The organism is Streptococcus himalayensis (assembly GCF_001708305.1).
Lineage (GTDB): Bacteria > Bacillota > Bacilli > Lactobacillales > Streptococcaceae > Streptococcus > Streptococcus himalayensis.
The window spans coordinates 1086832-1111131 of the sequence record NZ_CP016953.1; the positions used below are offsets into that span (position 1 = coordinate 1086832).

The window sequence follows — 24300 nt, forward strand, 5'->3', positions numbered from 1 at the left end:
TTGTGATATTGAGCGTTTTAAAAAATAGTTGTCGTTTGATTATTTCAATTATTTGTTTTATATTTTTCAGTATTTTTATCCAATCTCTTAGCGATTTCACGATTTGAGAACCCTTCTTGAAGCCAACGTTCAATCATTCTACGTTCAGCTAGTGTTAACTGTTTCCTTTTGGTGTATAATGGTTTTGCATCTCAGAGTCTTTCTAATTGTTGTTGTGGTGATGACAATTATATCTCTCTGAGATGTTTTTTATACCCTTGAGTGGCTAACTTCATTTTAGAACTTTTGAAAAATAGTTTGACTTGTCTTAATAAAGAATTCTTGCACAGTCGCTTTACCCTCTTAAACGAAAAAATTTTTTTGTTTAAGAAAGTTAAATGACTGTTCAGGAAATGGTAAAAAATATTTTAAAGAAGATGATATACTAAACTTGTCGAAGTTGCAATGAGACAAAATAAAAATAATTATAGAAGGAGGTATTCGATATGAATACACAGACTAACTCACAATTTGAACTTCTAGACATTGAATTGCTTGAAACTGTTGAAGGTGGTGGTTGGATTAAGTGTGGACTTGGTACAGTTGGAGGAGCACTAACTGGAGGAGTTGTTGGCAGTGCTGCAGGAACTGTTACGTTACCTATTTTTGGTACTGTGTCTGGAGCTGCTGCTGGTTTTTGGGGTGGAGCAGCTACTGGAGCAGCAACTTTTTGTTAAAATCTTCCATAATCTATCCAATGAGATTATGGAAGCATGGTGATCATTATGGATAATAAAAGAGTAGTTGCCACTATTGTAACCTCAGGATTTCTTATAGTATCAGTATTTAATTTTTTTAGAGAGTTAACTCCACTGCTCTTCACTTTGAATATTATTGGATTTTCCTGTTTTTTATTATTACTATATACTAATATAAAAAAATTATTTTAGAAAAGTGATTTTTCTGATACCAGTTTTGGGGGAATTTATTGAAAAAATCGATAATCTAAATGCAAAAAAACTAGTAATTAGTTAACGAAGACGAAAGATAAGCATTCTTTGTATTTCGAAGAATTATTATCTTTCGTTTTTTATTTTTGAAATTCTCCCTAAAAGCTAGATACTAAAGTGAACTATTCCCTTTCAGAGAACAAGGGAGTTTTAAATCTTACATGGTTATCCAAATGTCTCGAATGATAAATTAGGAATTAGGAATTATTCTCACCATTATTCTTGAATGATTGACTTTCAGTATTAAACGGGAATTTTTCCCATTTTGGAAGTTTCAATGACTGTTCAGGAAATGGTAAAAAATATTTTAAAGAAGATGATATACTAAACTTGTCAAAGTTGCAACGAGACAGAAAAATCATATTGGGTAGATATTAAACAACTACGAGAGGAGATGGTTATCATGTTCTTATGAACCCTGATAGTTAGTACTATCGATTATTTAAGTAAGGTGAAACTATTGTTAAAACACTAACACTACCTTTAAAAAGGGTAGACTAGAAAATTTATTGGAGGAAAATATCATGAAAAAATTGACTGAAGAAGAAATGATGATTGTGCAAGGTGGAATTGGCTTTCGCTGGCGTTGCAATGACGGAACTGTAAGTGCTTGGCATTTGTTCCATAGAAGTGCTCAGGATAATGCTAACGCCCATATGATTAATTATCCGGGCACGATTTGCTCTGTCTATCATGATTAATAAAGATCGTTAGTTTAGTAAGTGATGGGCCAGTGTTTTATGCTGGCCTATTTTGTAGAAAGGACCGTACAATGCGATTAGAACTCAAACATATTTCCAAATCTTATGATGACAAGAAGGTCCTTGAGGACATTTCTCTAGAATTGACAGAAGGTGTTTATGGGCTTCTAGGACCTAATGGAGCTGGGAAAACAACACTGTTAAATATAATTTGCCGTTTACTCAAGTCCAGTAAAGGGGAGATTTTCTTTAATGGGAAACCACAGTCACCAGACTACTATCAGTATCTAGGCTTTTTGCCGCAACATTTTTCTTACTATCCTAGCTTTACTGGCTTAGATTTTCTGCTTTATTTGGCGGATTTGAAAGGAATGAAGAAACATGAGGCTAAGAAAGAGTCTGAAAAGTTGTTAGACTTAGTTGGCTTATCAGATGTTAAAAAGAAAAAAATTGCTTCTTACTCAGGTGGTATGAAGCAACGGTTAGGTATTGCCCAGTCTCTTCTTGGCAATCCTAAAATTTTAATTCTGGATGAGCCGACCGTTGGGCTAGATCCTAAGGAACGGATTCGCTTTCGTAATCTCATTAGTGAGCTGTCTAGCAATCGTATTGTCATTCTTTCGACCCATATAGTGTCAGACTTAGAAGCGATAGCTAAGGAAATCTTGATTTTAAAAGACAGGAAAATTAGAGAAAAAGGCTCAGGCAATCAACTCCTATCCTTAATTGAGGGAAAAAGTTGGGAGGTACTGGTATCTGAATATCAGCGTAACCACTTTGTCCAACAGTTTGTCGTCGTAAACGAACGAGTCCTACCTGAAGGTACGCTTTTAAGGATTGTTAGTGATGAAAGACCAAGTTCAACAGCACAGGCGGTCGCACCAAGTTTGGAAGATCTTTATTTGTACTATTTTAGAGAGGGGGCTTTCCTATGATGTCACTTGTTCCTTTTGAATTAAAAAAACTCTTGAAAAAGAAGTCAGTTTTGGGAGCCCTAGTTGTTTTATTATTAGGCTTATCAGGCTTGTTTTATATGTACTTTTTGAAAAGCCCTATTGCGGGAGGTTCTAATGGTCGTGTGTCTGGGCATGCAGCAGTGGAGCTTAATCAAAAGATAGCAGAGAAACACACTGGTTTTCTCACAGACGATTTAGTTAATCAAATTTTCCAAGACTATATTGCTGAGAAGAAAGAATTTGGTTTTCTAGGATTTTATAATGATGTGTCTCAGTCTGCCTTGGGGGAATTGATTGTAGATTCTAGGGAGCATTTAATTGCTATCAATGATGCGGCTCAAAATAATGCAATAGATACCACAACATTTGATGCTGTTCGGTTAAGAACGAAAAAAGAGCTTAGTTCGGCTTTAGAGTTAGATAAGTTGAAATTTGGTAACTTTGCTCCGTGGGATTATTTATTTACGGTGTTAAATAGTGGGTTTATACTACTGATTCTGTTTGTTGTCTTTATCTGTTCGGCTGTTTTTTCAGAGGATAAAGCAAGGCAAATAGATAGTCTATTGCTTACAACTAAAAAGGGAAGGAATCAGTTGACCATTGCTAAGTTTATTGCAAGTTTGAGTATTACAGTTCTTAGTTTTGTAGGACTTTACGTAGTCGTTCTTCTGGTATTTGCATCTTATTTTGGATTTAGTGGCTGGGATACGAGTGTGCAGATGAATTTGCATTGGATTACTCCGTTTTCGACAATCTTAGCCTTTCCCGTAGCAATGAATCTAGTGGAGATTCTTGGTTGGTTAGCAATTTATCATTTTATAGGTATTCTTTTTATTCTAGGAATTACATTCTTCATATCTAGCAAGACGAAAACGTCTATGGTGACTTTTGCAGTTTCATCAGGTTTTGTTTTTGCAATAGAATTTTTACTACAAGCCTTTCCGTCAGGTATCGTAAATAAGCTACTCACCTTATTTTCTGTATCCACCAATGGCGTAGAGACCTTACTTTTGAAATTAGCTAGTCACGATGGTTTCTTCCTAGATAACTTTGTAATGAATAACCTGTTGATTTCAGTGGTTCGTTTGCTCTGTCTAGGAGTGCTTATCCTTCTTACCTATATGGGAGTGAGAAAGGTGAAGAGCTAGCTTTTGCAGCAGATAGTGATATATATATCTGTTCAAGATATTATAGATACCATTTAGGATTTTACTGAATTTCTCCACTATAAATCCAGTAAAATTAGCTTATAAAATATAAGGAGCTTCCACATGAAGAAAAATTTATTGAAAGCACTATTGCTTAGTTCAGTTGTTCTTGTTACCTTTGGAACTAGTGTAGTATTAGCTGAAAGTCAAGAAATGTCAATAGGGGCTACACAGGTTTCTGATTCTGTTACAGAAAACTCTACAACTGAGGAGAAGGTTAATCAATCAGACAATACAGAAGTTGCTGAAGCAGAGCCTATCGAAGTAACGCCTGAGGAGTATGCCGTTAATGTTGCTGATTTCAAAAAAGTTGGCATAGAAGCTGTTCGTCAAGCATTTACAGAAGATAATCTGGAACATACCCTTTACTTTGGTCGTGGCACTTGTTACTATTGCCGCCAATTTTCAACAGATTTAAAAGAATTTAATCGGATTATTGATAATCGATTGGAATACTATGATACTGACAGTGAGGATTTTGATGATACAGCTAAAGAATTTGTCTTTAAAACAATTGGGATTCCAGGAACACCTACGGTACTGTACCTAAAAAATGGGAAGGCTGTTTCTGGTTGGGTTGGTGGAGGAGTGACTCCGCAACAACTTTATGATTATCTTTATCTTGGTAAAGTTCCAGAGCAACCAAATGAGAATGACGCTAAAAAAGAAGAATCAGAAAACGAATCCGATAAACATACGGAAGAGATAGTGGAGAAGACGGATACTGATGAGAAAAGTGAGAAACAAATGTTATCGGAAGAAAGAGTAGTATCTGACACTCTCTCTACATCATCTCATCAAATAGCAAGTAAAAACCAAGAAATTCAAACATCGGTATCTACTTCTGTAGATGTTGCTCATTCTTCTAAAGAAGTTAGGAGTGCAAGAGAAGGAATTTCTGTTACTAATCTGGAAACAAAAGCTCCCTCCTCACAACCCACGCCTTTCAGTAATGCTTCATCAGAAACGACCAAAAAGAATAGTTTACCTAAGACAGGTGAGCAACATTCGAATTATTTTTTCCGTTTAGGACTCGCACTTTGCCTGTCTTTGATTGTAATTAGAATGAGATACTTCATGAAAAGAAATCAATAGGAATAATCTATGCAAAGATTTAAAAAGATTTAAAAAGATTATGAAGGTTATCGGCCTGTTTAATTGTGATGCTTTGGAAATAGTACCAAAAGAAATCGGATAAGAAAAAATACAGATTTAGTTGGAAAGATTTTGGGATAGCATTGCTCTTTTACTTAGCAACTCGTGTGGTAGCTATTGGTGGAACCATTCTTGTTCAATTGGTCGCTGCTAATCAAACATCTGCAAATGATGCGGCTTTGCTGGCGACAAATGAATAGGTGATGGAGGTGTTTTCCATGTATTTTGTTGCCTTTCATTTGGCTATTGGTGTCTTTGCACCGAGTTGATTTACAGAGGTTTCTTTAGCCAGTACTTTTTCAAGAAAGATCAAAAATGGTTAAAGGTGATTGTCAGATCCACCATTTTTGGATCACTACATGTCGTTTATCCGATTGAGTTTTCTACCTATTTTACCCTTGGAGCGATTTTCTATCTAGCTTATGTCCATCGAGGTAATATTGTAGATTTGATTGCTGTGCCTCTTCTTAACAATAGCTTGTTGGTTTAGAACGTAGACAAACCCTATTAGAGATAGAAAAAATTTTATTTTTGGGCTTATATACCATATAACAGAAACTCTTAGAAATGCTGATATAGCGGTATTGTTAAGAGTTTTTTTATTTCTCATCGTGATTACAATTATATCTCTCTGAGATGTTTTTTCATATCCTTGAGTGGTTAACTTCATTTTAGAACTTTTGGAATTTACAAGATGTAAAATTTTCTAAAAAAGTTTATAAAAGCCTTTACAAAAATAAAAGTTATGGTATAATGGTCTTACAACATAATGCAAACGATTTCATAAAACGTTTGCACAAAATCTAAAAAAGGAGATTGAATGATGAAAGATACGTTCAAAAATCTATTCAGTTTCGAATTTTGGCAAAAATTCGGAAAAGCCTTGATGGTCGTCATCGCTGTAATGCCTGCAGCTGGATTGGTGATCAGTATCGGAAAATCCATTCCGCTGATCAATCCAGATGTTGCGGCCTTAGTGACAATCGGCGGTGTTCTTGAGCAGATTGGTTGGGGGATTATTGGGAACCTCCATATTCTCTTTGCTCTAGCGATTGGAGGAAGCTGGGCTAAGGAGCGTGCAGGTGGTGCGCTTGCGGCTGGGATGTCCTTTATTTTGATGAACCGCATTACAGGGGTTATCTTTGGCGTGAGCGGCGATATGCTCAAAAATCCTGAGGCAATGGTGTCTACCATATTTGGTGGTAAGATTGCGGTTGCAGATTACTTCGTGAGCGTTTTGGAAGCTCCAGCCCTCAATATGGGAGTTTTTGTTGGGATTATTGCCGGTTTTGTTGGAGCGACAGCCTACAATAAATACTATAATTTCCGTAAATTACCGGATGCCCTTTCCTTCTTTAATGGGAAACGCTTTGTGCCATTCGTTGTTATCTTGCGTTCAACCATTGTAGCGGTCATTCTTTCAATCGTATGGCCTCTTGTCCAAACTGGAATCAACAACTTTGGGATTTGGATTGCAAATTCGCAAGATACAGCACCTTTCTTAGCCCCATTCTTGTATGGTACCTTGGAACGTCTCTTGCTTCCATTTGGTTTGCACCACATGTTGACAATCCCGATGAACTACACTTCTTTTGGTGGAACCTATACAATCTTATCTGGTGCACAAGCTGGTCAACAAGTATTTGGTCAAGATCCTCTTTGGCTTGCCTGGGTGACAGACCTTGTAAACTTGAAAGGAACAGATCCTACTCAATACCAACACTTGCTAGAAACAGTGACACCAGCTCGTTTCAAAGTCGGACAAATGATTGGTTCATTTGGAATCTTGATGGGTGTGGTTGTAGCCATCTATCGCAATGTGGATCCAGATAAAAAAGCAAAATATAAAGGAATGATGACTGCAACAGCTCTTGCTGTCTTCTTGACAGGGGTAACAGAGCCAGTTGAATACATGTTCATGTTTGTTGCAATGCCACTTTACCTTATCTATGCCGTGGTGCAAGGGCTTGCCTTTGCGATGGCTGACCTTGTTCACCTTCGTGTTCATTCATTTGGTTCTATCGAATTCTTGACACGTACACCTCTAGCCGTTAGTGCTGGTCTTGGTGGTGATATTTTAAACTTCATCTGGGTTTCTGCCCTCTTTGCAGGAATTATGTACTTCATTGCTAACTTTATGATTCAAAAATTCAACTACGCAACACCAGGGCGCAATGGAAATTATGAAACAGATGGAGGCGAAGGCGAGGAAACTGGTGCTAGCGATAACAAAGTTGCAGCAGCTTCTCAAGCAGTGAATGTGATTAACCTTCTTGGTGGAAGAAATAATATTGCAGATGTAGACGCTTGTATGACTCGTCTTCGTGTAACGGTCAAAGATATTGATAAAGTCGGCACTGAAGAACAATGGAAACAAGAAGGCGCGATGGGCTTGGTAGTCAAAGGTTTAGGTGTACAAGCGATTTACGGACCTAAGGCAGATGTATTGAAATCTGACATTCAAGACTTGTTGGATTCTGGAGAAGTAATTCCTGAAACAATCGTAGCTAGCGGAGTAACATCTAACGCTACGACGGACTTTAAAGGGGTGACAGAAGAGGTTCATACGGTTGCAGATGGGCAAGTGATTGATATTAGCACCGTGACAGACCCTGTGTTTGCTCAAAAGATGATGGGGGATGGATTTGCAGTTGTGCCTGCTAATGGAACGATTGTTTCACCAGTTGCAGGAAAAGTCACCAGCATCTTCCCAACCAAACATGCTCTTGGTTTAGAAACAGAAAAAGGTCTGGAAGTATTAGTGCATATTGGACTGGATACGGTAAGCCTTGAGGGGCAACCATTTACAGTTCATGTAGCAGAAGGACAAACCGTTCAAGCAGGTGAACCTCTTGTTACAGCAGATTTGGCTGCTATCCAAGCCGCAGGACGTGAAACAACAACAGTCGTTGTCTTTACAAATATGACTGCTGTCAAAGAGGTCAAGATTGAAACACTTGGTCAAGCTGCTGCAAATGCAGTCGTTGCAAAAGTCGAATTGTAAAAGAGGAAGATATGGCAACATTCCTAAGTTTAAATACACATAGTTGGATGGAAGAGAATCAGGAAGAGAAATTGCAATTACTGGTGTCGCGTATCCTAGAACGTGACTATGATCTAGTAGCTCTTCAAGAAGTAAACCAACTGATGGATAGTCAGGAAATTGCCGACCCACTTCACTATCAATCCGCAGAAGGCATAGGGATCCATGAGGATCACTATGCTCTTCGTTTAGTGGAGGAGTTGGCTAAACAGGGAAAAGACTATTATTGGAGTTGGGCATACAACCATATTGGCTTTGATCGATTTCATGAAGGGGTCGCCATCCTGTCAAAAACTCCGTTAACGGCAGAAGTATTAACGGTTTCGAGCATGGATGATCCAGCGGACTACCACACTCGTAAGGTTTTACTAGTAGAAACAGAGATCGATGGTCAGACAATAGCTGTTGGCAGTGTTCATCTTTCTTGGTGGGATAAAGGCTTTCAAGAAGAATGGACTAGGCTTGAACGACACTTGAAAGATATTCAAAAACCTTTCATTCTCATGGGAGACTTTAATAACCCAGTCGATTATGAAGGCTATCAGCACATCTTAAAAAGCTCATTAGCCTTACAAGATAGTCATAAAGTTGCGAGAAGCATCCGAGGTACCTGTACGGTTGAGGGAGATATTGCTGGCTGGGAAGGCAATAGAGAGGCACTAAAGATTGATTATCTTTTTGCAAGTAAAGAGTGGAATCTGAAGCGTTCACACGTTGTTTTTGATGGTGAAAATGGCGCTGTCATTAGTGATCATTATGGTCTTGAAGTTGAGATGAATTTTAAATGATGAGAAAACCACATGTCAAATCAATAGAGTTTGAAATGTGGTTTTTGTGTGCTCTTTATTTCTCTCTGCTTTTGTTATTGCTTAAAACATGGTATAATAGAGTACTAAGGATTAAGGAGGGAAAGAGATGCGGTGCCCAAAATGTGGTGGTAGTAAATCAAGTGTCGTAGATAGTCGTCAGGCCGAAGATGGACATACAATTCGACGTCGAAGAGCGTGCGAGGAATGCCAACATCGTTTTACGACTTATGAACGAGTTGAAGAGCGAACCTTGGTTGTCGTCAAAAAAGACGGAACTCGTGAGCAATTTTCGCGGGACAAAATTTTCAATGGGATTATTCGCTCTGCCCAAAAACGTCCTGTTTCTAGTGAAGAAATCGATGCGGTGGTCAATCGAATTGAGCAAAAGCTGCGCAGTAATAACGAAGACGAAATCGAAAGTGAAAATATTGGGAATCTTGTCATGCAAGAGTTGGCAGAGTTAGATGAGATTACCTATGTGCGGTTTGCTAGTGTTTATCGCAGTTTTAAAGATGTCAGCGAGTTAGAAAACCTCCTCAAACAAATTACGAAATCTGCCAAGAAGAAAAAGGAAGACTAGATGAAGCCAAATGATTCGTTTTCATTTGTAAAAAATAATATCGTGTCAAAGGATACGAGCAATTTGGTTCGCCTGTATTTGCCGATTCTGGGGATAGAGGCCACCATGGTGTATCAGTATTTTCTTGCTTTTGGGGACAATGGAGAAGGGATTTTTCACTTTTCTCATATTTTAAATCATCTAAATTTTGGGATGGACCGATTAAAGCAGGCCCTTGATTTGTTAGTGGCTTTTGATTTGTTGGATTGGTATGAAGTAGACAGTCAGCACCGTTTTTTCCTTCGAGAACCTCTATCTGCCCGAGAATTTTTAGAAAATGCGGTTTATCGTCGTCTTTTGGAAAAGAAGATTGGAGAGATAGCTGTGGAATCCTTATTAGTTGGATCTTTAGAGGGGGAAAAACGAACCCTCAAACTATCCCAGCTGATGGATGTACCAAGTGTTGCCTCTGTTCCTACAACTTCAACAAATGATTTTGACATCAACCATTTCAAGGAATTGATGGCCCGAGACTTTCTGCGGTTTAAGGATGAAAAAGAAGATTTGCTGGCTCTGTTTGCCATTGCCGATCAAAAATCTTGGACTTGGTATGAAACCTATCTATTAGCCAAGGAAACAGCTGTGGGACAAGTGATTTCTGTCCAACGGATGGCTCAAAAACTTAATCAAGTAAAAGTGATAGCTGAATTTTCTAGTCAGGAAAAGATTGTGATTGATGAAGCCAAATCTAAGTCCTCAATAGAATTTTTAGCAGAAATCAAAGAAATTCGAAGAGGAACGATTGTTCAGTCAGAACGCAAATGTTTGGAAGATATGGCTGATTTAGGGCTCTTAGATGAGGTCATCAATGTGATTTTACTGTTGACTTTCAATGTGGAAAATTCAGCCAATCTTGCCATTCAGTACGCCATGAAAGTAGCTAATGATTTTGCCTATCAGAGGATTAACAGTGCTGAAGCAGCAGTGTTACGCATTCGTGAGCGCAATCAAAAAGTCAAGGAACGAAAGGAAAAACGACAGCCGCAACCACAGACCAACGTTCCTAAATGGAGCAATCCAGATTATAAAAATGAAACCAGTAAGGAGCGCCAAGCTGAATTAGAGGAGCAAAAACGCAGGTTATTGGCCAAATTAGACCAAGGAGGTGAGTAGATGGAGAGTGTAGGACAAACCTTGTCACAAAAAGGACGAGGCCGACAAATGGATTATGAAGCCTTAGTCCAGCAAATCTTGTCAGATCCAGATGTAGCAGCCTTTATCAGAGATGCTCATTTAACAGAGGCAGAAGTAAGACGGAGTGTTTCAAAGTTTAATCAGTACATTAGCGAGCGAAATCGCTTTGTTCTGGGAGATGAATCCTATATTGCCAAGGGCTATAAACCAATTTTAGTCAAGAATGAAGGCTATGCAGATGTATCTTATGAAGAAACGCCAGAGTTGATTGCTGCACAAAAAGAAGCAGCGATTAACAGCCGCCTCCATCTAATTAACCTCCCAACTAGCCTGAAAACAGCTAGTTTAAAGCAAGTCGATTTGGATGATGTAGGGCGTTATCAGGCTTTTGAATTTCTGACTACGTTTGTAGCGAATTATCCAAATTTTAAGAAATCCTTGTATTTATACGGAGATTTCGGGGTGGGAAAAAGTTACATGATGGCTGCATTAGCCCATGATTTATCGGAAAAAAGAAAGGCTTCAACAACGCTTCTCCACTATCCTAGTTTTGTTCTGGATGTAAAAAATGCCATTGGAGAAGGCTTGGTCAAGGAAAAGGTGGATGAGGTCAAAAAGGCGGAAGTTCTGATATTAGATGATATTGGAGCGGAGCAAGCGTCAGCTTGGACGCGAGATGAGATTTTGCAGGTCATTTTGCAACATCGGATGCAGGAAAACCTACCTACCTTTTTCACATCGAATTTTTCGATGGATGATTTGGAACGTCATTTTGCAGCTGCTAAAAAGGGAGATGAAACGTGGCAAGCCAAACGTGTCATGGAGAGAATTAAATATCTAGCCGAAGAGGTTAGATTGGAGGGGGAAAATCGCCGATGAATGAAACCATTGATTTGATGAAGCGTCATATTTCTGTACGCCGGTTTGGGGAAAAATCAATTTCTGACGAGGAATTAAGAGAAATTTTAGAAGCAGGTCGAATGGCTTCCAGCTGGAAAAATTTTCAATCTTACTCCATCATTGTCGTACGAAGTGAGGAGAAAAAACAAGCGCTCTATGACTTGCTCCCTCAACCTGCTATTTTAGCTGCCAATGTCTTTTTACTATTTGTAGGAGATTTGAATCGTGCGGGAAAAGGTGTGAATCTTCACAGCCCAACTTTTCACCCAGAAGGGGTAGAGAATCTTTTGATTTCTTCTGTCGATGCTAGTTTGGCTGCCCAAAATACTCTGCTTGCGGCAGAGAGTTTAGGCTATGGAGGCGTCATCATCGGTGTTCTGCGAGAAGTGGCAGAAGACTTAGCTAGGCTATTTGACTTGCCAGACTATGTTTATCCTATTTTTGGGATTGCATTGGGAGAACCAGCTCAAAGTCGGCCCCCTAAACCGCGTTTGCCCTATGACAACGTGATTTTTGAAGAGCGTTATCAAGAGCAGTCTAGAGAGGTTATCAAAGAGTATGATAAGATTCAAAAAGATTACGCTGGGGATCGAGTGACTACGACTTGGAGTGAACGCTTGGCTGATCAATTTTCCCAAGCAGAAAATCCAGTCACTAAAGATTATTTAACAAAGAAAAAATTACTATAAGGAGAAATTATGGCTCTACCAACGATTGCCATCGTGGGACGTCCCAACGTTGGAAAATCAACCTTATTTAATCGGATTGCTGGTGAACGCATTTCCATCGTAGAAGATGTGGAAGGTGTCACTCGTGACCGCATTTATGCAACGGCTGAATGGCTCAACCGTCATTTCAGTATCATTGACACAGGGGGAATTGATGATGTCGATGCACCCTTTATGGAGCAAATCAAGCATCAGGCAGAAATTGCCATGAGTGAGGCGGATGTCATCGTCTTTGTTGTATCTGGAAAAGAAGGGGTGACAGATGCGGATGAATATGTTGCCAAAATCCTGTATAAGACTAATAAACCAGTTATTTTAGCAGTGAACAAGGTTGATAACCCTGAAATGCGTAGCGACATTTATGATTTCTATGCCTTGGGCTTAGGAGATCCTTACCCAGTATCATCGGTTCATGGAATTGGAACAGGTGATATTTTGGATGCCATTGTGGAAAATCTTCCAGCAGAGCTTGAAGAAGAAAATCCAGAGATGATTAAGTTCAGCTTGATTGGGCGTCCAAATGTTGGGAAATCTAGTCTGATTAACGCTATTTTGGGAGAAGAGCGCGTGATTGCGAGTCCCGTTGCAGGTACGACTCGAGATGCGATTGATACAGTTTTTACAGATAGCGAAGGTCAAGAATTTACCATGATTGACACAGCCGGTATGCGTAAATCTGGAAAAATCTATGAGAATACAGAGAAATACTCTGTTATGCGTGCTATGCGTGCCATTGACCGTTCTGATGTGGTCCTCATGGTCTTGAATGCTGAAGAAGGAATTCGTGAGTATGATAAGCGGATTGCTGGTTTTGCCCATGAAGCAGGAAAAGGGATTATCATCGTTGTCAATAAGTGGGATACCCTTGAAAAAGATAATAAAACCATGCAGAATTGGGAAGCAGACATCAGAGATCAGTTCCAGTATCTCTCTTATGCACCGATTATCTTTGTGTCAGCTCTGACCAAACAACGTTTGCATAAATTGCCTGCCATGATTAAGCAAATTAGCGAAAGTCAGCAGACACGGATTCCGTCTGCGGTCTTGAATGATGTCATCATGGATGCCATTGCCATCAATCCAACACCAACGGACAAGGGCAAACGCCTCAAGATTTTCTATGCGACCCAAGTGGCGACCAAGCCACCGACCTTCGTCATTTTTGTTAATGAAGAAGAGCTCATGCATTTCTCTTATCTCCGTTTCCTTGAAAATCAAATCCGTAAAGCCTTCGTCTTTGAAGGCACACCCATTCATTTAATTGCCCGTAAACGCAAGTAAAAAGGAGAAGACTGTTGCAGTACTTGATTTTTTTCACAATCAGTTATGGCTTTGTTCACTATGCTAAAAAATGGTTGAATTACAATGCGGCTGCTTATGCACCGTTCTCATGGCGGTATTGGCTGAGTTTACTCGCTTACCTGTATCTTTTACTCCTTGCTTTATTATTGCTGGTTCTTCTTGCTAGTACGCTTAAGGCTCTTTTGGGAAAGATAGAAGGCATTTATCTCCTTCTTGCAGGAGTGTATAGCGTTCTCTTGTTCCTTTATGGGAAAGTGATTGTTCTCTACTCGAAAAAAATAATTCAAGATACACGCTATTATCGTGCCGTAGAGCAAAAAAAGAAATAGTGGGGATTACAATAGTATAAAACCGAGGCTGAGACAAAAGTGTCCAGCCTCACTTTAGGCTCTATAATTTCTGTAGTGGGTAAATCCACTGTAGAGATTATGGAGCCTTTTCAGTGTAGAAAAAAAGTTCCATATGACCTATAATGAAAAGTGAAGAAACTATCATTGTCATTAAACGAAATTCCTTTGGATTTCGGAAGATGAAAACTTCAAAAAGCGAATTTTGATTGCCATCAATATCAAAAAAGAGAAGACCAAGCTGGTCCTCTCTAGATGTTAGCTGACATCTACCCACTACACTTGACAAAGAGCCTTTCTTTATAGATTGAACAGTTTGACGCAGTAGTTGTTGGATTTGTAAAACGTTGTTCAATCAATATTTTACAAACCCGTCAACCTTGCAGGGGGTGGGAGTAAACGAATCAAGTGGATTCGTTTAGCCCGAACCTAAAAATAAAGGAGTGAGGTAAATCGATTTCTACGAAATAACGATTGAGTCTCACTCCCGGTTTTATCGTGTTTACATCATAAAATACTCGTCTGAGAGCATAATCGTTTCCCGTCCTTTGTTGTCTGTCACGAAGATTTGACGGGGGTAGAAAGGATCAAAAGGATAGGTAAAATCAAAGGAGACTTGAGTATCCAAATGTTCTTCCGAAAAGCGAAAGGTGAGCTTTCCTTTATTATTCAGCAATTCAAACTGGAGGAGATGGTCCAACTCAAACACACCTTTTAAATAATTGTCAATGATGTACCAAAAGGTGTCAATAATGTCATCTGGCAGGCTAGTCACAATACCAAAACTAGCGTAACGTCCTTTTGTATTTGTAAATGCCATGGGTCTTCCTCCTTTTGAGATTTCTTCTATCATACAGAAAATAAAGCAAAAATGCAAGTTTTTAAAAAGAAAAAGACTGGGGTGTCCAGTCTTTGCAACTCTACCGATTCTTCAGTTCTACATAACGTTTGTACCAAATATTCACATAGGCTTGGGAGAAGGGGCCACGTTCCTTGTTAATCCAGTCAACCAGAATCTTGACATTTTCTTTGAGAATGTAATCTAGCTCTTTGGAATAATGCATTTGTCGCTTGTGCCGCTCATACTCTTCTACATCCAATAAACGCTTTTCCCCATCTGTAAAGACCTTGACATCTAAATCATAATCAATATATTTCAAGGCTTCACTATCCATGTAGTAGGGGCTAGCCAGATTGCAGTAGTAGGAAATCCCATTATCACGAATCATCGCAATAATATTAAACCAATATTTTTTGTGAAAATACACGATAGCTGGTTCACGAGTCACCCAGCGTCTGCCATCATTTTCAGTGACCAAGGTATGGTCATTGATACCAATCAGTGCATTTTCAGTAGTTTTGAGTACCATGGTATCGCGCCAAGTTCGGTGCAGATTCCCATCATGTTTATAACTTTGAATTGTAATAAAGTCGCCCTCTTTTGGTAATTTCATAGGCCATCAACTTTCTACAATTTTTAGGTTAGCTATTTTATTGTAACATATTTTTTTGAAAAGTTAAAATTTTCGATGATTTTTAGAAATATTCTCTGAGAGCGCTTGAAATGTCGGAAAAATCATAGCCTTTTCGAGCGAGGGTTTGGGTAAGTCGCTGTTTGAGTTCATAGCCCTCATATTTTCGAGCATATTTTCGATACTGCTTGTCTAATTCTTGATAGAGGAGCTCCATCGTTAACTCTTGGTCAGGCTCAATCTCGAGTTCTTCATAGGCCTGTTTAGCTTCTGAATAGGAAAATCCTTTGTTCATTAGTGATTGTAAAATCTTATCTTTTAAGGATTTTGGGGGCAATTTTGTTCGATATTTTCTCAGCAGTTTTTCGGCTACTTTCTCGGCAACGTTCGAAAAATCAAATTCCTCTAAGACACGATCGAGAAGGTGTTTTTCAATCCCTTTTTGTTGCAAGTTTTGCCGAAGGGCATAAGCTCCCTTGTTCCCATTTCGAAGATTGCTCTCAGCATAAGAACGAGCGTACTGTTCATCATTGAGCCAATTTTGTTCTGTAAGATTTTCAAGGATTTGTGGAATAATCTTCTCGTCAATCTCATGCTGGCAGAGATAGGTTCTAACTTCTTTAGTTGTGCGAGGTTTGAAGGAAAGATAGTAGAGTGCTAGATTTTTTCCATAGGAAAATTGGGCAAATGTCTGGATTTCTTCGAGTTCCGTTTCGTTAATTTCCTTGCCTTTTGAGAGGAAAAACCGAACGATAGTATCTTCGGTAATATATAATTTAGTATCTTGATCCAGTTCTAGCAAGTACAGACGTTTTTTCTTTTCAATTTTTGTGATTTTCATATCCCTATCTTACCATAAATCTTGTATAATAGAATTATGAACTTACATGTAAAACAAAAAATTCCTTTAAAAATCAAAAAAATGGGCATCAATGGAGAAGGGATTGGGTTTTATAAACGAACCCTAGTCTTTGTGCCCGGTGCTTTAAAAGGAGAAGATATTTATTGCCAAATCACAGCTGTGAAGCGTAATTTTGCGGAAGCAAAGCTCCTTTCCGTTCATAAAGAATCAAAATTTCGTGTGACACCTGCCTGTGATATCTATGAAGCCTGTGGTGGTTGTCAAATCATGCATTTGCAGTACAACAAGCAATTGGAATTTAAGGAAGACTTGCTTCGTCAAGCCTTGAAAAAATTTGTTCCCAGAGGTTATGAATCCTACGATATAAGACCAACGATTGGGATGGAAGAGCCTCAGTATTATCGGGCAAAGTTGCAGTTTCAAACTCGGAAAATCAAGGGCGAAGTTAAGACAGGGCTCTATGCGGAGAATTCCCATTATCTGGTATCTCTGAAAAACTGTCTAGTCCAAGACAAAACAACGCAAGCGATTGTAAATAAGGTTGCGGTGCTCTTGGGGAAATACCAGTTGCCAATTTATGACGAGCGAAAGATTGCGGGTGTACGGACGGTGATGGTGCGTCGAAGTCGCAAGACTGGCCAAGTCCAGATGATTTTTGTGACTAGCAAATCCTTGAATTTTAACTCCTTGGTGCAAGATTTGGTACGGGATTTTCCAGAGATTGTGACGATAGCAGTTAATCTTCAGACTTCTAAAACCAGTGAAATTTATGGAGAAAAAACGGAGATTATCTGGGGGCAGGAGAGCATCCGTGAGAGTGTCTTGGATTATGAATTTGCTCTCTCCCCACGCGCTTTTTATCAGCTCAATCCAGAACAGACAGAGGTCCTTTATGGAGAGGCAGTTAAGGCCTTGGACGTTCATCCAGAGGATCATTTGATTGATGCTTACTGCGGAGTGGGGACGATTGGCTTTGCCTTTGCACGCCAAGTGAAGAGTCTACGCGGGATGGATATTATACCAGAAGCGATAGCGGATGCGAAGCAGAATGCCAAGCGTTTAGGCTTGAGTAATACTTATTATGAAGCCGGATTAGCAGAGGAGATTATCCCTCGTTGGTATAAAGAGGGATACCGAGCAGATGCTCTAATTGTCGATCCTCCACGTACAGGTTTGGATGATCGTTTGTTAGAGACTATTTTAAAATACGCCCCTAAAAAGATGGTTTATGTCTCGTGCAATGTCTCGACCTTGGCACGTGATTTAGCGCGTCTGACTAAGGTCTATGAAGTGAATTATATCCAGTCTGTGGATATGTTCCCCCATACCGCAAGGACCGAGGCTGTGGTGAAACTGTCCAAACGATAGGCAAACCACCTATCGCGATTGATTTAGAGTAAATGGAATGAGTTTTGCTATTTCTGAGAGAACCTGTAAGCTCCCTCACTCGACTGTCAAAGTTGATGAGGGATTTTTTATAAATATAGGTATAGTTTGAACCTATAGCTAGCTCTTAAAAAGAAGATAGGACATCCCCTTGATAAGATGGTACAATAGTAGCAAGGAGGGAGTTACGATGTGCGATTCATTACAGTTAGAGACAATTTTAGCCCAAGCAGGGATTCGAGCCGATAAGGAAACGGGAGCTTTGACGACGCCCTTGCATTTTTCGACCACCTATCAACATCCAGAATTTGGCAAATCAACAGGATATGACTATACTCGGACAAAAAATCCAACGAGGGCTAGTTTAGAGAAGACTTTGGCAGCGATTGAAGGGGCAGACTATGCTCTCGCGACGAGTTCAGGGATGAGTGCGATTGTTCTTGCCTTTAGTGTTTTTCCAGTGGGAAGCAAGGTCCTTGCCGTAAGAGATTTGTACGGCGGTAGTTTTCGGTGGTTTTACCAAGCAGAACAAGAAGGGCGTTTTCAGTTCATATATGCCAATTCTGAAGAGGAACTGCAGAGCTATTTGACAGAAGAGATCGATGTGGTCTATATCGAAACGCCTACTAATCCGCTCATGGTTGAGTTTGATCTTAAAAAGATTGCTGAATTGGCTCATGCTAAGGGAGCAAGAGTGGTGGTAGATAATACTTTCTACAGCCCTATTTACCAACAACCTCTAAAAGAAGGGGCGGATCTTGTCCTTCATTCTGCAACCAAGTATCTATCAGGTCACAATGATGTCCTAGCTGGAGCTATTATGACCAATTCCTTAGAAATCTATGAGCAACTCTTTTACAATCTCAATACGACAGGTGCTGTTTTGTCTCCTTTTGATAGTTATCTGCTGTTAAGAGGGCTCAAGACCTTGGCCTTACGCATGGAGCGAGCGACGGAAAATGCCCAAAAAGTTGTTGCATTTCTTTGCACCCATCCTGCTGTCAAAGAAGTCTTGTATCCAGGAACAGGAGGGATGATTTCTTTTAAAATCAAGGATGAGACGCGAATCCCTAACTTTTTAAATGCGATTCAAGTCTTTACCTTTGCAGAGAGTTTGGGAGGTGTGGAAAGTCTTATCACCTATCCAACGACTCAGACCCATGCTGACATTCCAGCAGAAGTTCGTCATTCTTACGGATTGACGGATGATCTTTTACGATTATCAATTGGCATTGAAGCAAGCCAAGATTTGATTGATGATTTAGCACAAGCATTGGAGAAATAAATGACGGATTACAATTTTACAAGTGCCCCAAATCGCCTGAACCATCATACGTATAAATGGAAAGAAACGGAAGAAAATCCTGAAATATTGCCTGCATGGATTGCGGATATGGATTTTGAGGTCTTGCCAGAAATCAGGCAGGCAATTTATGAGTACGCCGATCAGTTGATTTATGGCTATACCTACGCTAGTGATGGCTTGTATCAGGCTGTTTTAGAATGGGAGAAAAACCAACATGGCTATGTATTTGACAGGGAAGCCTTGGTATTCATCGAAGGAGTGGTACCAGCGATTTCCGTTGCTATTCAAGCCCTGACCCAAGAAGGGGACGCCGTTCTCATCAATACGCCTGTCTATCTCCCTTTTGCTCGTAGTATCAAGCTAAATCAGCGTCAATTGGTGACCAATTCTTTGAAAGAGCAAGATGGGATTTTTCAGATTGATTTTGAGCAGCTGGAGAAGGAACTGGTTGAAAAAGAGGTCAAGCTCTATATTCTTTGCAATCCTCACAATCCTGGTGGACGTGTGTGGGAAAAAGAAGTTCTAAAGAAAATTGGGAAACTCTGCCAAAAACACGGTGTTCTTCTGGTTTCAGATGAGATTCACCAAGATTTGACGCTCTTTGGTTATCGCCATACCTCCTTTAATACAGTGGACCCAAGTTTTAAAGACTTTGCCTTGATTTTGTCGAGTGCGACCAAGACCTTTAATATCGCTGGCACTAAAAATTCTTACGCCGTGATTGAAAATCCGTGTTTGCGAAAAGCCTTCCAGCAGCAACAGTTAAGAAATAACCAACATGAGGTGTCAGGTCTGGGCTATATTGCGACCGAAACTGCTTATCGCTACGGTCTTCCTTGGCTAACCGCCCTCAAGGATGTCCTTGAGCAGAATATCAATTTCGCAGTAGATTATTTCGCACAACATGCCCCAAAATTAAAGGTCATGAAGCCACAAGGCACCTATCTGATTTGGTTGGATTTTAGTGCCTATGAGATGAGCGATGAGGAATTGCACCAAGGGCTGCATGATGTAGCCAAGGTCATTCTCAATCGCGGAAGAGATTTTGGGAAGGAAGGGAGCTGTCATGCCCGTTTGAATGTAGCAGCACCAGAACCGCTGGTTCAAGAAATCTGCCAACGGATTGCCCAGTTTTTGGAGAGCAAAAGCCAGTGCTTGTGAGAAAGGAGTGCCTTACTTTTTTGAAAAATCTGTAAAGAGAGGGATTTGTAGCCTGGGATAATAACTCCACTGTCTGAAAAGAATAGAGCACGTAGAGGTGAAAAGCTTACCAGGTGAGGTAACATGATTGGGCACCTAAAAACGGATCGTTATTCAGACAGGGCGGATAGAAAACAAAGAACTAAAAGAGCTTTGTCATACTCTATAAAAATCAACATTTGACTAGGTTCCACAATTAAGAGTTGTGGAAGGTGATAGACAAAACTAGCGTAGCCTGGCCCTAAAAAACTCAGGTAGAACTAGAGTTCAGTAGATGAGCTAACAACATTAGATTTTTTGTTGATGAGTATAAGCTATCGATTTTCCTCCTTTTGTGCTATACTAAAGACATGAAAGAAAAAAAGAAATCTTGGAGCCTATTTTGGCTCCTTTTTGGAATTGGTTTTCTGGTGTGGGCTTATCTATTCTATCAAGATGTTCAGCTTTTTCACCATCCGGAGCAACGGTTTTCAGCAGAGATTGTTGCCTTAGAGGAGAAGATAGAGCTGACAAATCAGGGAAAACGTCTATTTTACAAAACTAATCCACAGTTAGAGCCAGCAGAAGTCTTTTACCAATCAGCTCCCAAACAAAGGGAACGAATGCTAGTTTGGGGTTATTACCTTTCTGGTCTAGATGAAATTCATATTTTAGCCAACCAGAAGCCAGAATTATCAGGAATTGAGGAGGTCACAGCTGCTCATGAACTCTTACATGCTGTGTGGGCAAGGCTGTCTGATGAAGAAAAGGAGCGATTAGGCAAAGAATTGCGGATGGTTTATGAACAAGTCAAAACAGCGTCTTTGGAAGAGCGAATGGCTCTCTATGAGGAAGAAGAACCGGGTCAATTTGAAAATGAATTACATTCCATCTTGGGGACGGAGTATGGTGAACTATCTCCTCCTTTAGAGGAGCACTATGCCCTGTATTTTCGAAATCGACCAGCTCTTGTAGCCTTCAGACAGCAGTATGGTGCGACTTTTGAAGCCATGGAGCAGCAAATTCAGCAATTGCAGCTAGATATTCAGCAACTGAAGGCTGACATTGATACCGCGCAAGCCAGTTATGAAACGAAAAAAGAGGAGCTAGATGCAGCTATCGCCCAATTCAATCAGCGGGCAGCTAGCGGTGGATTTACGAGCCAAACTGAATTTCAAGCTGAGCGTAGTTATCTTTTCAGCCAGCAAGAGATAGTTGAAGCAGAAGGCAATACCATCAATCAATGGATTGAGGACTATAATGCAAAAGTATCAGCGTTAAATACCTTATCCCAGAAAAATCAGGAATTTTATCAAAGTATTCGAGAGCCAGAGAAGATTTTGTCCTCTGACTCATAAAATTTTTGTCTTTTAAGGTCAAATATATTATAATAAAGCGAATAAAAAGAAAGAAGGTCATTCCAACATGGGAAAAATTGAAGTTATTGCACATCCACTCATTCAGCACAAGCTATCTATCTTACGTCGCACGGATACATCGACCAAGGCATTCCGTGAATTAGTCAATGAAATTGCTATGCTGATGGGGTATGAGGTATTGCGTGACTTACCGCTAGAAGATGTGGAAATTGAAACGCCCATCACAAAAACTGTTCAAAAGCAGTTGGCAGGTAAAAAGTTAGCTATTGTCCCTATCTTACGGGCAGGAATTGGCATGGTGGATGGTTTGTTGAGCTTGGTTCCAGCAGCTAAGGTTGGTCATATCGGAATGTACCGCGATGAAGAAACCTTAAAACCAGTTGAGTACCTCGTGAAGTTGCCAGAAGATATTGATCAACGGCAAATCTTTGTGGTGGATCCGATGCTTGCTACGGGTGGCTCTGCTATCTTGGCTATTGATTCGCTTAAAAAACGCGGAGCTACAAATATTAAATTTGTCTGCCTGGTTGCGGCGCCTGAAGGGGTAGAAGCTCTTCAATCAGCACATCCAGATGTAGAAATCTTTACAGCTGCTTTGGATGAACACTTAAATGATCATGGTTACATTGTTCCGGGACTAGGAGATGCAGGTGACCGTCTCTTTGGTACGAAATAAGACTTAAAGTTTGACCTTTTTTGACCAATAGAGTATAATAGCTATAAATTACGATGGAACGGGGAGGTGTAGACCTTCCTGCTATCTAAAAGAAGGAGAAACTAATGATTCCAGTAGTTATTGAACAAACCAGTCGTGGAGAACGTTCCTATGACATTTACTCTCGCCTATTGAAAGACCGCATTATCATGTTGACGGGTCCTGTTGAGGACAATATGGCTAATTCTGTTATCGCGCAATTGCTCTTTTTGGATGCACAAGATAGCACGAAAGATATTTATTTGTACGTAAATACTCCAGGAGGTTCTGTTTCAGCAGGACTTGCGATTGTGGATACGATGAATTTCATCAAAGCGGATGTCCAAACGATTGTAATGGGGATGGCAGCTAGCATGGGAACGGTTATCGCTTCAAGTGGTACCAAGGGGAAACGTTTCATGTTGCCAAATGCGGAATACATGATTCACCAACCAATGGGCGGTACCGGTGGCGGCACGCAGCAAACGGATATGGCTATTGCAGCAGAACACTTGCTCAAAACTAGAAATAACCTTGAAAGAATCTTGGCAGAAAATTCTGGAAAGACCGTGAAACAAGTCCATAAGGATGCCGAACGGGATTACTGGATGAGTGCCCAAGAAACCTTGGAATATGGTTTCATTGATGAAATCATGGAAAATAATCACTTGAAATAATGGCTCTTTGTCAACTGTAGTGGGTAGATGTCAGCTAACATCTAGAGAGGACCAACTTGGTCTTCTCTTTTTTGATGTTTAAGGCAATCAAAATCCGCTTTTTGAAGTTTTCAAAGTTCCTGAAACCAAAGGCATTTCGTTTAATGACTTTGATAAGATTATTGGTAGCTTCCAATTTAGCGTTGGAATAAGGCAATTCCAAAGCGTTTAAAACCTTGTCCTTATCCTTTAGAAAGGTCTTAAATACCGTCTGGAAAATAGGGTTAACAGTGGCTCTTTCTTGCTCAATTAGGTCAAAGAAATGCTCTGAGTTCTTCTCTTGGAAATGGAATAAAAGAAGTTGATAGAGTTCATAATGTTGTCGTAACTCATCTGAGTAGGATAGGAGCTTGTCTAAGATTTCCTTATTGGTCAAATGCATGCGAAATGTAGGGCGATAAAATCGTTTATCACTGAGTTTACGGCTATCTTGTTGTACCAGTTTCCAGTAGCGTTTTAAGACACGGTATTCCTGGGATTTTCTATCGAATTGATTCATGATTTGTATGCGGACACGGTTCATAGCACGGCTGAGATGTTGCACAACGTGGAAACGATCAAGCACGATTTTAGCATGAGGAAAAAGTTGTTTGGCTAGTTGATAGTAAGGGCTAAACATGTCCATAGTGATGAATTTAACGCGGTTTCTGACCTGTCTAGGGTATCTCAGAAAGTGATTTCGGATGGTTGCTTGCGTTCTTCCATCAAGGATAGCGATGATGTTATTTGTGTCAAAATCTTGAGCGATAAAGCTCATTTTCCCTTTCTTGAAGGCATACTCATCCCAGGACATGACTTCTGGAAGCTTAGCCCAATCCGTTTCAAACTTAAACTCATTGAGTTTTCGAATAACTGTAGATGTTGAAATGGAGAGTCTGTGTGCGATATGTGTCATTGCTTGCTTTTCGATGAGTAATTGTGCGATTTTCTGGTTGACAGCGACAGAGATTTGATGGTTCTTCTTAACAATAGGAGTTTCAGCGACCGCTATTTTCCCACAGTCTTTGCACTTGAAACGACGCTTTCGAAGGCGGATAAGTAGCGGGTAGCCAGCAGTTTCTAAGTAGGGGATTTTAGAGGCTTTCTGGAAGTCGTACTTAGCCATTTGTCCCTTGCAGGAAGAGCATTTAGGGGCTGTGTAATCCAAGTGACCGTGGAGTTCTAAGTGTGTTCCCATGTCGCATTCATTAGTGATCGTGATATTTTTGTCTTTCATTTTGAGAAAATTTGTGATAAGATTTAGTTGTTCCATATGAGTCTTTCTAAATGATGGTTTTGTCGCTTTTCATTATAGGTCATATGGAACTTTTTTTTCTACACTGAAAAAGGTTCCATAATCTCCACAGTGGATTTACCCACTACAGATATTATAGAGCCGAAATAATAGACGATCCGAGAGCAATCTCGGATTTTTT

24 protein-coding genes and 1 pseudogene are annotated in these 24300 nt (G+C 39.9%); 20 read left to right on the forward strand and 5 right to left on the reverse strand.

Features of this window, described 5'->3' with window-relative positions; translation table 11 throughout:
• Positions 1-74 precede the first annotated feature (74 nt).
• A pseudogene (locus BFM96_RS11580) lies at positions 75-190 on the reverse strand (helix-turn-helix domain-containing protein); the annotation flags it as partial.
• Between the two features lie 295 nt (positions 191-485).
• Between BFM96_RS11580 and BFM96_RS05180 the strand changes: the two are divergent.
• The 14 genes from BFM96_RS05180 (at position 486) to BFM96_RS05240 (ending at position 13873) form a co-directional block, all read left to right on the forward strand.
• Positions 486-716, forward strand: coding sequence for a Blp family class II bacteriocin (locus BFM96_RS05180; RefSeq protein ID WP_068991225.1), 231 nt, complete (start codon positions 486-488; stop codon positions 714-716).
• Between the two features lie 797 nt (positions 717-1513).
• Positions 1514-1690 carry a ComC/BlpC family peptide pheromone/bacteriocin gene (locus BFM96_RS11080; protein WP_145939711.1) on the forward strand — a complete coding sequence of 59 codons (177 nt, stop codon included), beginning with the start codon at positions 1514-1516 and terminating at the stop codon, positions 1688-1690.
• 71 nt (positions 1691-1761) lie between these two features.
• Entirely contained in the window at positions 1762-2625 is an 864-nt protein-coding gene (locus tag BFM96_RS05185) for an ABC transporter ATP-binding protein (protein WP_068991227.1), read from the forward strand.
• On the forward strand, positions 2622-3794 hold the full coding sequence (locus BFM96_RS05190; RefSeq protein ID WP_068991231.1) for an ABC transporter permease subunit: 1173 nt from the start codon (positions 2622-2624) through the stop codon (positions 3792-3794). Before BFM96_RS05185 ends, BFM96_RS05190 begins: the two co-directional genes overlap by 4 nt.
• Before the next feature lie 123 nt (positions 3795-3917).
• Complete coding sequence (locus tag BFM96_RS05195; protein ID WP_068991234.1) at positions 3918-4949, forward strand: thioredoxin family protein; 1032 nt, start codon at positions 3918-3920, stop codon at positions 4947-4949.
• A gap of 325 nt (positions 4950-5274) precedes the next feature.
• Positions 5275-5499 (forward strand): CPBP family intramembrane glutamic endopeptidase, encoded by a 225-nt coding sequence (locus tag BFM96_RS11540; RefSeq protein ID WP_188595278.1) that lies wholly within the window; start codon positions 5275-5277, stop codon positions 5497-5499.
• A gap of 330 nt (positions 5500-5829) precedes the next feature.
• Positions 5830-8013, forward strand: coding sequence for a PTS transporter subunit IIBC (locus BFM96_RS05205; protein ID WP_068991241.1), 2184 nt, complete (start codon positions 5830-5832; stop codon positions 8011-8013).
• An 11-nt stretch (positions 8014-8024) separates the two neighbouring features.
• Positions 8025-8840 carry an endonuclease/exonuclease/phosphatase family protein gene (locus BFM96_RS05210; protein WP_068991244.1) on the forward strand — a complete coding sequence of 272 codons (816 nt, stop codon included), beginning with the start codon at positions 8025-8027 and terminating at the stop codon, positions 8838-8840.
• Positions 8841-8967: 127 nt separating this feature from the next.
• Positions 8968-9441: a transcriptional regulator NrdR gene (gene nrdR / locus BFM96_RS05215; protein WP_068991247.1), complete on the forward strand. Its 474-nt coding sequence runs from the start codon at positions 8968-8970 to the stop codon at positions 9439-9441.
• Complete coding sequence (locus tag BFM96_RS05220; protein ID WP_068991250.1) at positions 9442-10593, forward strand: replication initiation and membrane attachment family protein; 1152 nt, start codon at positions 9442-9444, stop codon at positions 10591-10593.
• Entirely contained in the window at positions 10594-11493 is a 900-nt protein-coding gene (dnaI, locus tag BFM96_RS05225; protein WP_068991253.1) for a primosomal protein DnaI, read from the forward strand. It abuts the gene before it with no gap.
• On the forward strand, positions 11490-12203 hold the full coding sequence (locus BFM96_RS05230; RefSeq protein ID WP_068991256.1) for a nitroreductase family protein: 714 nt from the start codon (positions 11490-11492) through the stop codon (positions 12201-12203). Before dnaI ends, BFM96_RS05230 begins: the two co-directional genes overlap by 4 nt.
• 9 nt (positions 12204-12212) lie before the next feature.
• Positions 12213-13523 carry a ribosome biogenesis GTPase Der gene (gene der, locus BFM96_RS05235; protein WP_068991259.1) on the forward strand — a complete coding sequence of 437 codons (1311 nt, stop codon included), beginning with the start codon at positions 12213-12215 and terminating at the stop codon, positions 13521-13523.
• A gap of 14 nt (positions 13524-13537) precedes the next feature.
• Positions 13538-13873, forward strand: a complete 336-nt coding sequence (locus tag BFM96_RS05240) for a hypothetical protein (protein ID WP_068991261.1) — start codon at positions 13538-13540, stop codon at positions 13871-13873.
• 520 nt (positions 13874-14393) lie between these two features.
• On the opposite strand, the gene BFM96_RS05250 is transcribed toward BFM96_RS05240, so the two are convergent.
• The 3 genes from BFM96_RS05250 to recX all read right to left on the reverse strand — a co-directional run bounded on the left by BFM96_RS05250 (position 14394) and on the right by recX (position 16204).
• Entirely contained in the window at positions 14394-14711 is a 318-nt protein-coding gene (locus BFM96_RS05250) for a DUF960 domain-containing protein (protein WP_068991266.1), read from the reverse strand.
• Between the two features lie 100 nt (positions 14712-14811).
• Complete coding sequence (gene ntdP, locus BFM96_RS05255) at positions 14812-15345, reverse strand: nucleoside tri-diphosphate phosphatase (protein WP_068991269.1); 534 nt, start codon at positions 15343-15345, stop codon at positions 14812-14814.
• Positions 15346-15427: 82 nt separating this feature from the next.
• Positions 15428-16204, reverse strand: a complete 777-nt coding sequence (gene recX / locus BFM96_RS05260; RefSeq protein WP_068991272.1) for a recombination regulator RecX — start codon at positions 16202-16204, stop codon at positions 15428-15430.
• A 36-nt stretch (positions 16205-16240) separates the two neighbouring features.
• Here recX and rlmD point away from each other — a divergent pair, with 36 nt between their 5' ends.
• From rlmD to BFM96_RS05290, 6 genes are all read left to right on the forward strand, one after another.
• Complete coding sequence (gene rlmD, locus BFM96_RS05265) at positions 16241-17593, forward strand: 23S rRNA (uracil(1939)-C(5))-methyltransferase RlmD (RefSeq protein WP_068991275.1); 1353 nt, start codon at positions 16241-16243, stop codon at positions 17591-17593.
• A 208-nt stretch (positions 17594-17801) separates the two neighbouring features.
• Complete coding sequence (locus tag BFM96_RS05270) at positions 17802-18896, forward strand: cystathionine gamma-synthase (protein WP_068991277.1); 1095 nt, start codon at positions 17802-17804, stop codon at positions 18894-18896.
• Positions 18897-20078: a MalY/PatB family protein gene (locus BFM96_RS05275; protein WP_068991280.1), complete on the forward strand. Its 1182-nt coding sequence runs from the start codon at positions 18897-18899 to the stop codon at positions 20076-20078.
• 389 nt (positions 20079-20467) lie between these two features.
• Entirely contained in the window at positions 20468-21454 is a 987-nt protein-coding gene (locus BFM96_RS05280) for a hypothetical protein (protein ID WP_068991283.1), read from the forward strand.
• A 67-nt stretch (positions 21455-21521) separates the two neighbouring features.
• On the forward strand, positions 21522-22151 hold the full coding sequence (gene upp / locus BFM96_RS05285; protein ID WP_068991284.1) for a uracil phosphoribosyltransferase: 630 nt from the start codon (positions 21522-21524) through the stop codon (positions 22149-22151).
• Between the two features lie 104 nt (positions 22152-22255).
• Positions 22256-22846, forward strand: a complete 591-nt coding sequence (locus BFM96_RS05290; RefSeq protein ID WP_068991285.1) for an ATP-dependent Clp protease proteolytic subunit — start codon at positions 22256-22258, stop codon at positions 22844-22846.
• A 34-nt stretch (positions 22847-22880) separates the two neighbouring features.
• Here the strand turns inward: BFM96_RS05290 and BFM96_RS05295 are convergent, their stop codons facing one another.
• Positions 22881-24137: an ISL3 family transposase gene (locus BFM96_RS05295; protein ID WP_068989905.1), complete on the reverse strand. Its 1257-nt coding sequence runs from the start codon at positions 24135-24137 to the stop codon at positions 22881-22883.
• Positions 24138-24300 lie beyond the last annotated feature (163 nt).

Coding starts and splice junctions, on each gene's coding strand:
- recX (WP_068991272.1), bottom strand. CDS start 16,204: ATGAAAATCACAAAAATTGAAAAGAAAAAACGTCTGTACTTGCTAGAA.
- BFM96_RS05205 (WP_068991241.1), top strand. CDS start 5,830: ATGATGAAAGATACGTTCAAAAATCTATTCAGTTTCGAATTTTGGCAA.
- BFM96_RS05195 (WP_068991234.1), top strand. CDS start 3,918: ATGAAGAAAAATTTATTGAAAGCACTATTGCTTAGTTCAGTTGTTCTT.
- BFM96_RS05280 (WP_068991283.1), top strand. CDS start 20,468: ATGAAAGAAAAAAAGAAATCTTGGAGCCTATTTTGGCTCCTTTTTGGA.
- dnaI (WP_068991253.1), top strand. CDS start 10,594: ATGGAGAGTGTAGGACAAACCTTGTCACAAAAAGGACGAGGCCGACAA.
- BFM96_RS11080 (WP_145939711.1), top strand. CDS start 1,514: ATGAAAAAATTGACTGAAGAAGAAATGATGATTGTGCAAGGTGGAATT.
- BFM96_RS05210 (WP_068991244.1), top strand. CDS start 8,025: ATGGCAACATTCCTAAGTTTAAATACACATAGTTGGATGGAAGAGAAT.
- BFM96_RS05190 (WP_068991231.1), top strand. CDS start 2,622: ATGATGTCACTTGTTCCTTTTGAATTAAAAAAACTCTTGAAAAAGAAG.
- der (WP_068991259.1), top strand. CDS start 12,213: ATGGCTCTACCAACGATTGCCATCGTGGGACGTCCCAACGTTGGAAAA.
- BFM96_RS05180 (WP_068991225.1), top strand. CDS start 486: ATGAATACACAGACTAACTCACAATTTGAACTTCTAGACATTGAATTG.
- BFM96_RS05220 (WP_068991250.1), top strand. CDS start 9,442: ATGAAGCCAAATGATTCGTTTTCATTTGTAAAAAATAATATCGTGTCA.
- BFM96_RS05275 (WP_068991280.1), top strand. CDS start 18,897: ATGACGGATTACAATTTTACAAGTGCCCCAAATCGCCTGAACCATCAT.
- nrdR (WP_068991247.1), top strand. CDS start 8,968: ATGCGGTGCCCAAAATGTGGTGGTAGTAAATCAAGTGTCGTAGATAGT.
- BFM96_RS05270 (WP_068991277.1), top strand. CDS start 17,802: ATGTGCGATTCATTACAGTTAGAGACAATTTTAGCCCAAGCAGGGATT.
- upp (WP_068991284.1), top strand. CDS start 21,522: ATGGGAAAAATTGAAGTTATTGCACATCCACTCATTCAGCACAAGCTA.
- BFM96_RS05250 (WP_068991266.1), bottom strand. CDS start 14,711: ATGGCATTTACAAATACAAAAGGACGTTACGCTAGTTTTGGTATTGTG.
- ntdP (WP_068991269.1), bottom strand. CDS start 15,345: ATGAAATTACCAAAAGAGGGCGACTTTATTACAATTCAAAGTTATAAA.
- rlmD (WP_068991275.1), top strand. CDS start 16,241: ATGAACTTACATGTAAAACAAAAAATTCCTTTAAAAATCAAAAAAATG.
- BFM96_RS05185 (WP_068991227.1), top strand. CDS start 1,762: ATGCGATTAGAACTCAAACATATTTCCAAATCTTATGATGACAAGAAG.
- BFM96_RS05230 (WP_068991256.1), top strand. CDS start 11,490: ATGAATGAAACCATTGATTTGATGAAGCGTCATATTTCTGTACGCCGG.
- BFM96_RS05295 (WP_068989905.1), bottom strand. CDS start 24,137: ATGGAACAACTAAATCTTATCACAAATTTTCTCAAAATGAAAGACAAA.
- BFM96_RS05290 (WP_068991285.1), top strand. CDS start 22,256: ATGATTCCAGTAGTTATTGAACAAACCAGTCGTGGAGAACGTTCCTAT.